Source organism: Mesorhizobium sp. M0136, assembly GCF_040322515.1.
Classification (GTDB): Bacteria; Pseudomonadota; Alphaproteobacteria; order Rhizobiales; family Rhizobiaceae; genus Mesorhizobium.
On record NZ_JAMYTP010000017.1, the window covers coordinates 37,312 to 51,250 of the forward strand.

Genomic DNA, 13,939 nt, shown 5'->3' on the forward strand with positions numbered 1-13,939 from the left:
GGGCGGACTCGCCAGGCTGTTTCGCCGGGCCGACCGGCGTCCTTTTCCCTTTTTAAATCGACGGATTTACGCACATGAGCGCACCGCGCACCCTCTACGACAAGATTTTCGACGACCATGTCGTCGACCGCCAGGACGACGGCACCTGCCTGCTCTATATCGACCGCCACCTCGTCCACGAAGTCACCAGCCCGCAGGCTTTCGAAGGCCTGCGCATGACCGGCCGCAAGGTTCGGCATCCGGAAAAGACGCTGGCTGTCGTCGACCACAACGTGTCGACTTCGCCCGAGCGAAAGTTCGGCATCAAGAACGAGGAAAGCCGCATCCAGGTCGAAGCGCTGGCCAAAAACGCCAAGGATTTCGGTATCGAATATTATTCCGAGAAGGATATCCGCCAGGGCATCGTCCACATCATCGGTCCGGAGCAAGGCTTCACGCTGCCCGGCATGACCATCGTCTGCGGCGACAGCCATACATCGACGCATGGCGCGTTCGGGGCGCTGGCGCACGGCATCGGCACCTCGGAAGTCGAGCATGTGCTGGCGACGCAGACGCTGATCCAGCGCAAGGCCAAGAACATGCTGGTGCGCGTCGATGGCGTACTGCCGGAAGGCGTCACCGCCAAGGACATCATCCTCGCCATCATCGGCGAGATCGGCACAGCCGGCGGCACCGGCTATGTCATCGAATATGCCGGCGAGGCAATCCGTGCGCTGTCGATGGAAGGCCGCATGACGATCTGCAACATGTCGATCGAAGCCGGCGCGCGCGCCGGCCTGATCGCGCCAGACGAGACCACCTTCGCCTATGTCAAGGACAAGCCGCGCGCCCCCAAGGGCGAAGCCTGGGATGCCGCGCTCGCCTATTGGAAGACGCTGCAGTCCGACGAAGGCGCGCATTTCGACAAGGTTGTCGTGCTCGACGCGGCAAAGCTGCCGCCGATCGTCTCCTGGGGCTCCTCGCCCGAAGACGTTGTCTCGGTTCAAGGCATCGTGCCGAACCCAGACGACATCACCGATGAGAACAAGCGCACGTCCAAGCAGCGTGCACTCGACTATATGGGCCTGACACCGGGCACCAGGATCACCGATATCGAACTTGACCGCGTCTTCATCGGCTCCTGCACCAATGGCCGCATCGAGGATCTGCGCGCCGCCGCCAAGGTGATCGAAGGCAAGAAGGTCAATCCGCGGGTCAGCGCGATGATCGTGCCGGGCTCCGGCCTGGTCAAGGAACAGGCCGAGGCCGAAGGCCTCGACAAGATCTTTGTCGCGGCCGGCTTCGACTGGCGCGAGCCGGGCTGCTCGATGTGCCTTGCCATGAACGACGACCGGCTGAAGCCGCATGAGCGGTGCGCCTCGACCTCGAACCGCAATTTCGAAGGGCGCCAAGGCTTCAAGGGCCGCACCCATCTGGTGTCGCCGGCAATGGCGGCGGCGGCGGCAATTGCCGGCCATTTCGTCGACATCCGCGAGTGGAAATAGCGCAGGGCGCCCCCTGTCGGATATGAGAGTGCCCGAGCCGCAATGCGGTTCGGGCATTCTTCAGCCGGGCCGCCTGACGAATTCGTGAAATCCCTCACGTCGGCCGGGTTGGTCCTTTGCAACGACCAGCGCCAGTTGGCGGTCGTCGAAGAGTTTGAACCATTCATCCCATTCGACCAGTTCATAGCCGCCGGCATTGACCGGACGTTCGGGCTCGTCCTGGTCCTGATAGGCATGCTGGCCGAAGACCAGCCTCAGCATGGGCTGCGTTCCGGCTTCGGGCGACACGTCGACGATCGCCGGAAAGCCGGCGCGCGCCGCCGCCCAAGAGCGAATTGCATCGTGATCGGTCAGCATGATCGTGTCGGCCATCGGAGCGTCTCCTGGTTGCCGTCGTGAAACGCCGCTCGCCGTTCGCGGTTCCGCCCAGCGGCTGCGTCGACGCACCTGTCGTATATTCGCTTTCGCTTAACCGCTTGTTTGGGCTTCCGCTCTAACGTCTCCTGAGGGAAGCGAGGGGAAATTACAGCGCTTGGACACCGGCCTGCTCATAGCGCTGCTCAATCCAGGCATCGCGCTCACACTCGGCACTGCATTTCTCGTGCTGTGGTTCTATCAGCGTCACCGTCCCTATCTGGCCGTGCTGGCGGCGGGCTACTCGGCCTCGGCCGCAGGCTTCCTGCTCCAGTATTTCACGCTGCCTGTCGGTATGGCGCCCACCAAGCTCATCTCGATCCTGTGCTTCACCTTTGCCACTTGCTGTCTCGCCGGCGCGGTCATTGCGCGCTATGGGCGGCGCGTGCCTTACACGGCGGTCGGCATTCTGGCCTGCGGCGGACTGGCCGCGTTCTCGTGGTTTCTTTTTGCCCGGCCGGATCTCACCTGGCGCATCCTTGCCGTCAATTTCAGCTTCGGCGGCATCAGCCTGGTTGTTGCCGCCGAGTTGCGCGCGGTGCGCAACAACGGCCCGACAGAAATGGTCCTGTTCGTGCTGTCGCTGCTTTCCGGCATGAACTTCCTGGCGCGGACCCTTGCCGTCGTCATCGCGCATGGGCCGTTCACCAGCTATGAAGGGCTTTACACCTCGTCCTATTGGACGACGGCGCTGCTGTCGCATGCATTGCTGTCGCTGCTTATTGCACTTTGCCTGTTCGGCGCCGCCGCGCTCGATGTGACGAAGGCCCTGAAGACCGAAACCCTGACAGACCCGCTGTCGGGCCTGCTCAACCGCCGCGGCTTCGAGGAGCGCGCCACGCTGGTGCTGCAGCACTGTGCCACGGCCCGATTGCCGGTTACGCTGGTGCTGGCCGATCTCGATCATTTCAAGGCGCTCAACGATCAGCATGGCCACGCGGCCGGCGATCGCGTTATCGTCGATTTCGCCGCCAAGCTTCTGTCGGCTGCAGGTACGCGCGGCGTTGCCGGCCGCATCGGCGGCGAAGAGTTCGCCGTGCTGCTGCCGCTCAGCGACCTTGGCGCGGCAAGACTGTATGCCGAAACCGTTCGCACGCTCTATTCGGCGGGCCGAATCGACGGGCTTCCGCCCGAGACAAGAGTGACCGCGAGCTTCGGCGTGGCCGCCCGCACCAGCGACGAAGAGCTGGACCCGCTGATGCGCCGCGCCGACGAAGCGCTCTACAAAGCCAAGAGGAATGGCCGCGACAGCGTGTGCCTGTCCTATCAGCGGCCTGAAACGGTCGTCCTTCCCAATCGGACCAGTGCTGGCTGAGCATCAGCGGCGGCTTCGAATTAACGTCTTTTTCGCGCGTTGGTGATCTGCTGTTCGGGGGGAGTGCCAAAACGCCATGGGCAGCGCCAATTTCATCCTGCTGATCAACCTGTTCGTTGCCGGGCTACTGGCGGCGGCCTTCATGACGATCGCGGTCTATGACGCCGGCCGGGTGTCGGCGCGCTGGCTAGCGTTCGGCTATGTGCTCGGCATGGCTTATTTCGCGATCGAGTTCAGCATTCCTGCCTTCGACAATGCGCGCCCCGTAGTTGTCGCCGCCTTTGCCGCTTTCCTTGCTGCTACCATCGCCTTCAATGGCGGGCTTGCCCATAAATACCGCGTTTCGCCGCCTTGGCCGCCGATGCTGCTCTTCCTGGTCTTCGCCACCCTCGCGGTCTACTTCGTCCAGGATCTGCCACGCCAATCCTTTGTGCGAATGGCGGCCTACCAGCTTCCCTATGCGGCCATGCAATTCACCGGGCTGGCGATCGTCTTGTCGTCCAGGCAAAGACGCGAGCGGCTCGACTATGTGCTGATGGCTGTCCTGGCGGCCAGCACCTTGCAATTCACCAGCAAACCCTTCATCGCCCATGCGCTTGGTGGCTGGGGCGCCAACCCGCAATCTTATGCGCAGACCAGCTATGCGTTGGTGTCGCAGTCTGTCGGCACCGTGTTCGGCCTGGCGCTTGCGCTGGTGACATTGGCTATCCTGGTCCGCGACGTGCTCGCCGAGGCGACGTCGAAATCGGAAACCGACACGCTTTCGCGGCTGCTCAACCGTGGCGGCTTCGAGCGCCATGCCGAGATCGCACTGCGTGATGCCATGCGGCGCGCCGTTCCAGCGGCACTGGTCATTGCCGATCTCGACCATTTCAAGCGCATCAACGATACTTACGGCCACGCGTCGGGCGATCGGGTCATCGAGGCCTTTGCCGGTTTTCTCCGCGATGCCGCGGCCGACCATCATGTCGCCGGACGCATCGGCGGCGAGGAATTCGCTATTTTCCTGCCGGGGACCAATCTAGCCGCCGCCCGGCTCTTTGCCGAGGGCACGCGCAGCGCCTTCGGTGCCACGCCGATCGACTGCCTGCCCGCGAATCACCGCTGCAGCGCCAGCTTCGGCGTTGCAGAGCTTGGTCCGGGCGAAAGCTTTTCCGACCTGCTGCGGCGCGCCGACAAAGCGCTCTATCAGGCGAAGGGCAGCGGCCGCGATTGCGTGCGTGTCTCGGTGGCGCCGGCTGTTGCCCTGCCGGCGCCGTCAACCAAGGGCGGCGTGGCCGTCAGCGGCAGGGGCTGAGCTCCGGCATCTCGCCGTCGGAGAGGCCATACATATAGCTGCGGCCCTTGACGAAAACCGGTGGCCTGTAGCAGTCGCCGCCGCGGACATCGTCCGATTCGTTTTCGTAGATCACGTCGGGCTGGCCGGCGCCGGTGTAGTCGGACAACTCCTTGGCCAGCTTGCCCTCGCCAACGAGGATACGCTTGTAGCCGGCGGCGCTGTCGATGACGAGATTGCCGAAGGAATCGGCATAGACGCGGTCATGATGGCGCGTCCCGGCGAATGCCGGTGCGACGACGCCGACGGCGAGCGCCGCCAATAGGAACCAGGGAAGGCGCGGTCCTGCTGAATTCGAATGCATGGCGTGCTACTCCATTGCTGAGAGGCAAGCCTCCTCGAATCAGAAATTAACCTTTTATTAACCTTTGTTAAGAGGGCAACCGCAGCCGGGGCGAGGTCTCGGAAAATATGGTTAATATCCGATCGCCCACCGGCCATCATTCGGCCATGCCTTGTTCCCACCATCGCCGGCATCGGGCGCGACTCAAAAAGCATGAAAATCCGGGGGGCTCGATGCGCGGGGGAAAGCAGCATGAGATTACACCGCAGGTTTCGGGTGGCGCTGGCCATTCCGCCGCTACTGGCTGCCGCCGCCTGCGCGCCGCAGACCAGCGCGCCCAAGCTTGGCAATACGGCCGCCGCTTCCGTGTCGCTTGCTCCCGCCGCCAGCGAACCGACGGCACCGCAGCCGCGCATTGCTACTTACAACTGCGCCGACGGTAGCGTGATGACCATCGAGAATCTTGGCACGTCGGTGCGCGTGCTCGGCCAGGACGGCACCAGCGCCGAGCTGCCGGCCTCACCGGCCAATCAGACCAGCCGTTACGGCGAGGCGCATGGCGCAATCGTGATCGACGGGCGTGACGCGCTGGTAATGAAGGGCGGTGCCTCACCGCTGGCCTGCAAGCGCTGATCCGCCCCCTTGTGGCAGCCATTTTTTGCAGTGCAGCGACATTGTGCCGGTTCAAGGCGACAGTCCTAATCGATTGAAGCTGAAAGCGCCGCTTTCATCAGACTAAATTACGTTTTCGAAACGGTTTTCCGGCTTTGACGCGGTGCAAAAAGAGCATTAGAAACCGGCTGTCCGAAGTCGCAACCGGAAGCGGCAATGCCGCATTCCCACCTGAGGCTCCAGAGACGCCGAACTGGGGGAGCCATGAGCAAATCACCAGCCACCCGCGAATTTGCCAGACGTGAACGGCCGCTTTCGCCGCACCTGACCGTCTATCGGCCGCCGATCACCATGACGATGTCGATCGTCCACCGCATCACCGGCGGGGCGCTCTATTTCGGCACGCTGCTGGTCGCGCTGTGGCTGATGGCGGCGGCGAGTTCGGAGGCGACCTTCAATGCCGTCAACTGGGCCTTCGGCTCGTGGCTGGGACGGCTGGTGCTGTTGGGCTACAGCTGGGCGCTGATGCACCACATGCTGGGCGGTGTGCGCCATCTGATCTGGGACACTGGGGCAGGGCTGGAAAAGCATACCGCGTCGAGGATCGCCTGGGCGACGCTGGCCGGCTCGGTCACGCTGACGCTGCTGATCTGGATCGCCGGCTACATGGCGCGGGGGAGCCTGACATGAGCGGCAAAAACACCGACATGCGTACGCCGCTGGCCAAGGTCCGCGGCCTCGGTTCCGCCCGCGAGGGCACCGGCCATTTCTGGCGCCAGCGGCTGACGGCGATCTCCAACATCCCGCTGGTCCTGTTCTTCGTCGGCTTCCTGATCGCACTCAACGGCGCCAGCTATATCGAGGTGCGCGCCGCACTTGCCAATCCGTTCGTGGCACTGGTGCTGGCGCTGGTGCTGCTGTCGGTGCTCTACCACATGCGGCTCGGCATGCAGGCAATCATCGAAGACTATGTGCACGGCGAAGGCGCCAGGCTGGCGCTGCTCGCCCTCAACACATTCTTTCCCGTAGTCGTCGGCGTCGCTTCGGTCTTCGCCCTGCTTAAACTGGCATTTGGAGGCTGAGTTTTGGCCAAGGACGCGAAGAACGCCAACACGGCTTCCGCCTATAGCTATGTCGACCACAAATTCGACGTCGTGGTCGTCGGCGCCGGCGGCGCCGGCCTGCGAGCCACGCTCGGCATGGCCGAGCAGGGCCTGCGCACCGCCTGCATCACCAAGGTGTTCCCGACGCGCTCGCATACGGTTGCGGCGCAGGGCGGCATTGCCGCCTCGCTCGCCAATATGGGTCCCGACAACTGGCAGTGGCATCTCTTCGACACCGTCAAAGGCTCGGATTGGCTGGGCGACACCGACGCGCAGGAATACATGGTGCGCGAAGCGCCGGCGGCGGTCTACGAGCTCGAGCATTACGGCGTCCCCTTCAGCCGCACCGAGGACGGGAAAATCTACCAGCGGCCGTTCGGCGGCATGATGATGAATTTCGGCGAGGGGCCGCCGGTGCAGCGCACCTGCGCGGCTGCCGACCGCACCGGCCACGCCATGCTGCATACGCTCTACGGCCAGTCGCTGAAGCACAATGCGCAGTTCTTCATCGAGTATTTCGCGCTCGACCTGATCATGGAGCCGGACGGCACCTGCACCGGCGTCGTCGCCTGGAACCTCGACGACGGCACCATCCACCGCTTTTCGGCCAAGATGGTGGTGCTGGCGACAGGCGGCTATGGCCGCGCCTATTTCTCGGCCACTTCGGCGCATACCTGCACCGGCGATGGCGGTGGCATGGCCGCACGCGCAGGCCTGCCGCTGCAGGACATGGAGTTCGTGCAGTTCCACCCGACCGGCATCTACGGCGCCGGCTGCCTGATCACCGAGGGTGCCCGCGGCGAGGGCGGCTATCTCGTCAATTCCGAGGGCGAGCGCTTCATGGAGCGCTACGCGCCGTCAGCCAAGGATCTGGCTTCGCGGGACGTGGTCTCGCGCTGTATGACGCTGGAAATCCGCGAGGGCCGCGGCGTCGGCCCGAAGAAGGATCATATCTTCCTGCATCTCGACCATCTCGACCCGGCCGTCCTGCACGAGAGGCTCCCGGGTATTTCGGAATCGGCAAAGATCTTTGCCGGCGTCGACCTGACCAAGGAGCCGATCCCGGTGCTGCCGACGGTCCATTACAATATGGGCGGCGTGCCGACCAATTACTGGGGCGAGGTGCTCAACCCGACGGCGTCGAATCCGGACCAGGTGTCGCCCGGGCTGATGGCGGTTGGCGAGGCCGGCTGCGCCTCGGTGCACGGTGCTAACCGGCTGGGCTCCAACTCGCTGATCGACCTGGTGGTGTTCGGCCGTGCGGCGGCAATCCGGGCCGGCCAGGTGATCGACCGCACATCGGCGATCCCTTCGCCCAACGAGGCCGCCGTCGAAAAGATCATGGACCGCTTCGACCGGCTGCGTCACGCCAACGGCTCGACGCCGACAGCGGTTTTGCGCGAAAAGATGCAGAAGGCGATGCAGGAGGACGCAGCGGTGTTCCGCACCCAGGAATCGCTGGAAAGCGGCTGCAGGCGCATTTCGCAGCTTTGGGGCGAGCTCAAGGACGTCAAGGTGTTTGACCGCTCGATGATCTGGAACTCCGACCTGGTCGAGACGCTGGAGCTGGAAAATCTGATGGCCAACGCCATCACCACCGTCTACGGCGCCGAGGCGCGCAAGGAAAGCCGCGGCGCGCACGCGCGGGAGGACTTTTCGGCCCGCGACGACGCCAACTGGCGCAAGCATACGCTGGCCCGGCTCAACGAGGCCGGCGAGGTGGCGCTCAGCTACCGGCCGGTGCACACCGAGACGCTGCTCAAGGAGGCAGACGGCGGCATCAATCCGGCCAAGATTGCGCCGAAGGCGAGAGTGTATTGACGATGGCGCTGGCGGTCGCGGGATATTCCGGCACGCCCCTTCCAGCCAAGCTCGGCCTGAAGGACGGGATGATTGCCGCTTTCGTGGCCTTGCCGGCCGAACTCGATGATCTGGCCGGCGCTGTCGACTTTGCCCACATCGACCGGCTGGCTGACTGGTCGGCGATTTCGGGCGTTCATGAGAAATACGATGCCGTGTATGCTTTCACCCGGCAGCGTGTCGAGATCGAGGACAGTCTTGGCGACATGGAAGCAGCGATCAAGCGGGACGGCATGGTCTGGGTCTCTTGGCCAAAGAAGGCGTCGAAAGTGCCGACCGACGTCACCGAGGACGTTATCCGCGCCGAGGCGCTGAAGCTCGACCTCGTCGCCGTCAAGGTCGCCGCCGTGAACGAGATCTGGTCCGGGCTGAAGCTCGTCATCCGAAAGGACCTGAGGTAATGGTCGAACTGACGCTTCCGAAAAACTCGAAGATCATGGCCGGAAAAACCTGGCCGAAGCCGGAGGGTGCCACCAATCTGCGCGAATACCGCATCTACCGCTGGTCGCCGGACGATGACGAGAACCCGCGCATGGATACATATTTCGTCGACATGGACGATTGCGGGCCGATGGTGCTCGACGCGCTGCTCTGGATCAAGAACAAGATCGACCCGACGCTGACGCTGCGCCGCTCCTGCCGCGAAGGCATTTGCGGGTCCTGCGCCATGAACATCGACGGGTCGAACACGCTCGCCTGCACCAAGGGCTGCGACGACATTTCCGGCGCGGTCAAGGTCTATCCGCTGCCGCATATGGCCGTGGTCAAGGACCTCGTGCCCGACCTCACCAATTTCTACGCCCAGCACGCCTCGATCGAACCCTGGCTGAAGACGGTGTCGCCCGAGCCGGCCAAGGAATGGCTGCAGAGCCACGAGGACCGCGAAAAGCTCGACGGGCTGTACGAGTGCATATTGTGCGCCTGCTGCTCGACCTCCTGCCCGAGCTACTGGTGGAACGGCGATCGCTATCTCGGCCCGGCGACGCTTCTGCAGGCCTATCGCTGGCTGATCGATTCCAGGGACGAGGCGACGGGCGAGCGGCTCGACAATCTCGAAGACCCGTTCCGGCTCTATCGCTGCCACACCATCATGAACTGCGCCCAGACCTGCCCCAAGGGGCTCAACCCGGCCAAGGCGATCGCCGAGATCAAGAAGATGATGGTGGAGCGACGGGTGTAAGGGGGCTGGCGGCTTTGCCGATCGTGTTGTCCGTAGCGATCCTTCGCGCCCCCCTCTGTCCTGCCGGACATCTCCCCCGCAACGGGGGAGATTGGCCGTCATCTTGGCTTTCGCTAATCTCCACCATTGCAAGAATGGACGCACAGCGTTGAAGCTGCCGATCTCCCCCCTTGCGGGGGAGATGTCCGGCAGGACAGAGGGGGGTGCTGTCCCTCCGGCCTCAGAAGGATAGCCGATCCAATGACCGACTCCGACCTTCCCATCCTCTCGCCCATCGAAGCGCGCGTCCTCGGCAGCCTGGTCGAGAAGAAGGAACTGACGCCGGACGTCTATCCGCTGACCTCAATGCAGCACATGCGGCGGCCAACCAGAAAACGGCGCGCGAGCCGGTAATGTCGGTCGAGCTTGCCGAGGTCAGACGGGCGCTTGGCCAGCTCGAGCAGAAGGGCCTCGTCAGGCAGGTGTTCGCGTCGCGCGTCGAGCGCTATGAGCATGTCGTGGCACAGCGCTTTTCCCTGACCTCGGCGCAGATCGCGCTGCTCGGCCTGTTGTTGCTGCGCGGCCCGCAGACGGCCTATGAATTGCTGGCGCGAAGCGAGCGCCTGGCGCGGTTGCCGTCGATCGACGAGCTTCGCGGCAATCTCGATCTGCTGATCGGCCGAAGGCCGCCGCTGGTGCAGCAGATCGATCGCGGCCCCGGCCAGCGCGAGGATCGCTATGTCCATCTGCTCAGCGGGCCGGTGCAGTTGTCGACTGCAGCAGCGCCCCTGCAATCGTCCTCGCCGGCCTCGGATCTGGAGACGCGCGTGCAGGCCCTCGAGGAGGAGGTCGCGGCATTGCGCGCCCGCCTGGATGCGCTGACCGGCGAAGGCACTACATAGTCACTCGAACGTCGGCGGGACAGCGCCCCCCTCTGTCCTGCCGGACATCTCCCCCTCAAGGGGGGAGATTGCGCTGTCATCTCCACTTTCGCCAATCACCAAGGTTGAAGGACGAGAGCCGTCGCCAAAACTGCCAATCTCCCCCCTTGAGGGGGAGATGCCCGGCAGGGCAGAGGGGGGCGCGAAGGATCGCCGACGTTCGTTTGGCGGCTCACCCGAGTCTGGCGTCGAGCGATACCTTGATGGCGCCGAGCGCCTTCGAGACCGGGCATCCGCCCTTGGCTTTTTCGGCTAGTTCCTGGAATTTGGCGGCATCGATGCCCGGTACCTTGCCGACCAGCGTGATCGCGCTGCCGGTGATGCCGGTGCCGGGGACCAGTGTCACCACGGCCTTGGCGTCGAGCTCGGTAGCCGGAGTGCCGTTCTCGGCAAGAAGATGCGCAAGTTGCATGGCAAAGCAGCCGGCATGGGCGGCGGCGATCAGCTCTTCCGGGTTGGTGCCGGATTTGCCGCTCTCGTCCTCGAAACGCATCTTGGCAGAATAGGGCGTGCCTTTCAGCGTCCCGCTCTGGGTATCGAGCGTGCCTTTGCCTTCCTTGAAACTGCCTTTCCAAACGGCGTTGGCGGTGCGGTCCATCAATTCCTCCTTGATTGTCGTGATTGAGCCCATAGTCGGCGTCCGGTCGACTATAGCGCGCGCCGGAGCGAAGGCCACCCACGCTTTCGTATCGGCGGCAGCGTGACACATCATGTCGAGCGAAAAAAATTCGAAAAAATACGCGTGCAAAAATGTCGACTTCCATCTGTCCCGGCCGTCCTGCGGGCGGCCATGGACTTGGTGGCCGGATGGAGGACCACATGAACAATCTGTTTTCTGCTCACTGGACCAGCCACAGAGCCGGTGAACAACAGGCCGACTGGTCGCGCCTGCGGCCTTCCGGCTTCGGCCGACTGCTTGCGGCGATTGCCATCATCGGCATTGCGGTGTCCTTTCTGGATTATGCTGCGGGGCTCGACTATGCCGCGGCCAAAGGCCCGGCCAATGTTTCCGTAGCCTCGTCCTACGGTCCAACCCAGGAATGGAGGTAAAGATGAAATACGTTTGCCTGGTCTACGGTGAAGAAAAAGATCTCTACGCAATGACGCCTGCGAGGCTGGCCAAGCTCGATGCCGATTCGCTGGCCTATGACAGGTTGGTGGCGCAAAGCGGCCGCCTGATCATCGCGCAGGCGCTGCAATCGGTGAAGACGTCGAAGACCGTGCGCCGACGCCAAGGCAAGCGGCTGGTCACCGACGGCCCCTTCGCCGAGACCAAGGAGCAGTTGCTCGGTTTCGTCATGATCGAGGCCGGGGATCTCGACGAGGCGCTGGAGATCGCCGGCGGCATTCCGCTAGCCGAAATCGGCACGATCGAGGTACGGGCGATCTACAACGTGTCGGGGTCGTAGGGATGTCCCGATAAGTTCCTTGGCAAAGTGATGGCGGCCGATGACTGGCCCAGGCTTTCGTTTTCTTCGAGCGATGCAACTCTTGCGTGTTGAAGCGAAGCAATACTTCTCGTATCGTCGCCCGAGATTGGGGATCTTGGGGTATGCATATATTGATTGCTGCAATCGGCCTGCTGGGGGCAGCGGCGTTCTGGTGGTACCGGCTGAAAATCATGAACGATGCGGCGCGTGAGGTTGCCGACGTCGTTGGCCGCGTCCAGGGCAATATCCGCCGCAAGAAGCTGCGCAAGCAGGCGGCGCTCTCGCCGCTGACGGCGATCGACGATCCGGTCGTCGCCGCCGCGACGCTGATCACCGCGATTGTTTCCGAGCATGGTCCTGTGCTGCCGCAACGCGAAGCCGCCATTCGATCGGTGATCTCGGAGATCGCCGACAAAAAGCAGACCGATGAAGCCGTGATCTACGCCAAATGGGCGGCATCGCAAATCGACGACGCCACGGTCGTCATCGACAAGCTGGCACCGTTCCTGCGCGAACGGCTCGACGCAGCTGAAAGGAACGATCTGCTGCGAATGGTCAGCCGTGCGGCGGAAGCTGGTGGACAAAACCTGCCGATTCCCGACCAGCGCATGCTCCGGCTGCGCCAGAAGCTAGGCTTTGAGGTCAACTGACCGAACGCTAGTAAAACGCGCGCGCTTGCCGGGCCTAGATCGCCTCGCCCTTCAACAGTTTCGGCGTGTCGCCGGACAGACCCGACGCCTGGCGGATGAAGAACCCCTTCAGCCGCGGCATGCGCTGGACAAGGCCGAGGCCGATGTCGCGCAAAGTGCGCAGCGGGCCGAAATCGTTGGAAAACAGCCGGTTCAGCACATCGGTGGTGATGCCCATCTGCACCGTGTCGAAACGCCGCCATTGCTGGTAGCGCTCAAGCACGTCCAGCGCGCCGATGTCCTGGCCGAGCCGGTCGGCCTCGACCACCACTTCGGCCAGCGCCGCCACGTCCTTGAAACCGAGATTCAGACCCTGGCCGGCGATCGGGTGGATGCCGTGGGCGGCGTCGCCGGCCAAGGCGATGCGCGGCGCGACGAAGGCGCGCGCAATGATCAGCCCAAGCGGCCAGGCACGCGGCTTGTCGGCGATATGGATTTCGCCGAGTTTCAGGCCAAAGCGCTGCTCGAGCTCATATTCCAGGACCAGGGTGTCGCCACTGACCAGCTTGTCGGCATCCTGCGACCGTTCGACCCAGACGATCGACGAGCGGTTGGTGCCGTCCTTGCCCGGCTTGAGCGGCAGCGTGGCAAACGGGCCTGCGGGAAGGAAATGCTCTTCGGCGCGGCCGTTGTGCGGCCGCTCATGCGCCACCGTGCAGACGATGCCGGACTGGCCATACTCCCATTTCACCGTCTTGATGCCAGCCATGTCGCGCAGCTTCGAATTGACGCCGTCGGCGGCAACCAGCAGCCGCGCCTTCAGCGTCGCGCCGTCGGCAAGATGCACGGTTATGCCGGCGCCGTTGATGTCGAAGGCGCTGACGGCGACGCCTTCGATGATGCCGATGCCGAGTTGTTCGGCGCGCCGGCGCAAGGCGCCGTTCAAATCCTTGTTGGCGACCATATGCGCAAAGGGTTCGCCGGGCGCGACCTCGCCATCGAAAGTGAGGAACACCGGGCGGACCGGATCGGATGTGCGCGAATCAGTGACGATCATTTCGGTGATCGCCTGCGCCTCCGGCGCGATCTCGTTCCAGACGCCGAGCTGGTCGAGCATGCGGCACGCGGCGGCGGCAATCGCCGAGGCGCGGCCGTCCTTCCGCCAGACCCCGGCGGGTGCTGCATCGACGACGGCAACGGCAAGGCTCGGCCGCGCCTGCTTCAGCGATACGGCGGCGGCCAGGCCGACATAGCCGGCGCCGGCGACAAGAACGTCGAGCGAATTCTTGCTGTCCACCATCGCAATTCCTTTCGCAGCCTGACCGTCGCCGGGCTTTCCGCCCTTGACTGCCCGCTGTTCCTGTCGGAAACCG

General features: G+C 63.8%; 16 protein-coding genes and 1 pseudogene. 13 read left to right on the plus strand and 4 right to left on the minus strand.

Annotated elements, in window-relative coordinates; all coding sequences use genetic code 11:
- The first annotated feature begins 74 nt into the window (after positions 1 to 74).
- Positions 75 to 1,484: a 3-isopropylmalate dehydratase large subunit gene (gene leuC, locus NKJ35_RS20650; RefSeq protein ID WP_352649377.1), complete on the plus strand. Its 1,410-nt coding sequence runs from the start codon at positions 75 to 77 to the stop codon at positions 1,482 to 1,484.
- Between the two features lie 60 nt (positions 1,485 to 1,544).
- Here the strand turns inward: leuC and NKJ35_RS20655 are convergent, their stop codons facing one another.
- Positions 1,545 to 1,856 (minus strand): hypothetical protein, encoded by a 312-nt coding sequence (locus NKJ35_RS20655; RefSeq protein WP_352649378.1) that lies wholly within the window; start codon positions 1,854 to 1,856, stop codon positions 1,545 to 1,547.
- A 160-nt stretch (positions 1,857 to 2,016) separates the two neighbouring features.
- Between NKJ35_RS20655 and NKJ35_RS20660 the strand changes: the two genes are divergently transcribed.
- Positions 2,017 to 3,213 carry a GGDEF domain-containing protein gene (locus tag NKJ35_RS20660; RefSeq protein WP_352649379.1) on the plus strand — a complete coding sequence of 399 codons (1,197 nt, stop codon included), beginning with the start codon at positions 2,017 to 2,019 and terminating at the stop codon, positions 3,211 to 3,213.
- Positions 3,214 to 3,289: 76 nt separating this feature from the next.
- Positions 3,290 to 4,510, plus strand: coding sequence for a GGDEF domain-containing protein (locus tag NKJ35_RS20665; protein ID WP_352649380.1), 1,221 nt, complete (start codon positions 3,290 to 3,292; stop codon positions 4,508 to 4,510).
- Here NKJ35_RS20665 and NKJ35_RS20670 read toward each other — a convergent pair.
- Positions 4,494 to 4,853: a hypothetical protein gene (locus tag NKJ35_RS20670; protein WP_352649381.1), complete on the minus strand. Its 360-nt coding sequence runs from the start codon at positions 4,851 to 4,853 to the stop codon at positions 4,494 to 4,496. The two genes, NKJ35_RS20665 and NKJ35_RS20670, sit on opposite strands and share 17 nt — an antisense overlap.
- A 231-nt stretch (positions 4,854 to 5,084) precedes the next feature.
- On the opposite strand from NKJ35_RS20670, the gene NKJ35_RS20675 reads away from it, so the two are divergent.
- From NKJ35_RS20675 to NKJ35_RS20705, 7 genes and pseudogenes are all read left to right on the plus strand, one after another.
- Positions 5,085 to 5,465 carry a hypothetical protein gene (locus tag NKJ35_RS20675; protein ID WP_352649382.1) on the plus strand — a complete coding sequence of 127 codons (381 nt, stop codon included), beginning with the start codon at positions 5,085 to 5,087 and terminating at the stop codon, positions 5,463 to 5,465.
- A gap of 243 nt (positions 5,466 to 5,708) precedes the next feature.
- Positions 5,709 to 6,134 carry a succinate dehydrogenase, cytochrome b556 subunit gene (gene sdhC, locus NKJ35_RS20680; RefSeq protein ID WP_352649383.1) on the plus strand — a complete coding sequence of 142 codons (426 nt, stop codon included), beginning with the start codon at positions 5,709 to 5,711 and terminating at the stop codon, positions 6,132 to 6,134.
- Positions 6,131 to 6,526, plus strand: coding sequence for a succinate dehydrogenase, hydrophobic membrane anchor protein (gene sdhD / locus NKJ35_RS20685; RefSeq protein ID WP_352508952.1), 396 nt, complete (start codon positions 6,131 to 6,133; stop codon positions 6,524 to 6,526). The genes sdhC and sdhD overlap by 4 nt, the downstream gene beginning before the upstream one ends.
- Before the next feature lie 3 nt (positions 6,527 to 6,529).
- Complete coding sequence (gene sdhA, locus NKJ35_RS20690; RefSeq protein WP_352649384.1) at positions 6,530 to 8,368, plus strand: succinate dehydrogenase flavoprotein subunit; 1,839 nt, start codon at positions 6,530 to 6,532, stop codon at positions 8,366 to 8,368.
- Positions 8,369 to 8,370: 2 nt separating this feature from the next.
- Complete coding sequence (locus tag NKJ35_RS20695; RefSeq protein ID WP_352649435.1) at positions 8,371 to 8,808, plus strand: DUF3052 family protein; 438 nt, start codon at positions 8,371 to 8,373, stop codon at positions 8,806 to 8,808.
- A complete protein-coding gene (locus NKJ35_RS20700; RefSeq protein WP_254817823.1) occupies positions 8,808 to 9,587 on the plus strand; it encodes a succinate dehydrogenase iron-sulfur subunit in 780 nt (259 codons plus the stop codon). Before NKJ35_RS20695 ends, NKJ35_RS20700 begins: the two co-directional genes overlap by 1 nt.
- 240 nt (positions 9,588 to 9,827) lie before the next feature.
- Positions 9,828 to 10,468: pseudogene (locus NKJ35_RS20705) on the plus strand (YceH family protein).
- A 211-nt stretch (positions 10,469 to 10,679) separates the two neighbouring features.
- Here the strand turns inward: NKJ35_RS20705 and NKJ35_RS20710 are convergent.
- Positions 10,680 to 11,105: an OsmC family protein gene (locus NKJ35_RS20710; RefSeq protein ID WP_254817821.1), complete on the minus strand. Its 426-nt coding sequence runs from the start codon at positions 11,103 to 11,105 to the stop codon at positions 10,680 to 10,682.
- Positions 11,106 to 11,326: 221 nt separating this feature from the next.
- Between NKJ35_RS20710 and NKJ35_RS20715 the strand changes: the two genes are divergently transcribed.
- The 3 genes from NKJ35_RS20715 to NKJ35_RS20725 all read left to right on the plus strand — a co-directional run bounded on the left by NKJ35_RS20715 (position 11,327) and on the right by NKJ35_RS20725 (position 12,587).
- Positions 11,327 to 11,557 carry a hypothetical protein gene (locus tag NKJ35_RS20715; RefSeq protein WP_352649385.1) on the plus strand — a complete coding sequence of 77 codons (231 nt, stop codon included), beginning with the start codon at positions 11,327 to 11,329 and terminating at the stop codon, positions 11,555 to 11,557.
- Positions 11,558 to 11,559: 2 nt separating this feature from the next.
- Positions 11,560 to 11,916, plus strand: a complete 357-nt coding sequence (locus NKJ35_RS20720; protein ID WP_352649386.1) for a YciI family protein — start codon at positions 11,560 to 11,562, stop codon at positions 11,914 to 11,916.
- 143 nt (positions 11,917 to 12,059) lie between these two features.
- Positions 12,060 to 12,587, plus strand: coding sequence for a hypothetical protein (locus tag NKJ35_RS20725; RefSeq protein WP_352479975.1), 528 nt, complete (start codon positions 12,060 to 12,062; stop codon positions 12,585 to 12,587).
- A 34-nt stretch (positions 12,588 to 12,621) separates the two neighbouring features.
- Here the strand turns inward: NKJ35_RS20725 and NKJ35_RS20730 are convergent, their stop codons facing one another.
- A complete protein-coding gene (locus NKJ35_RS20730; protein WP_352649436.1) occupies positions 12,622 to 13,866 on the minus strand; it encodes a ubiquinone biosynthesis hydroxylase in 1,245 nt (414 codons plus the stop codon).
- Between the last annotated feature and the right edge of the window lie 73 nt (positions 13,867 to 13,939).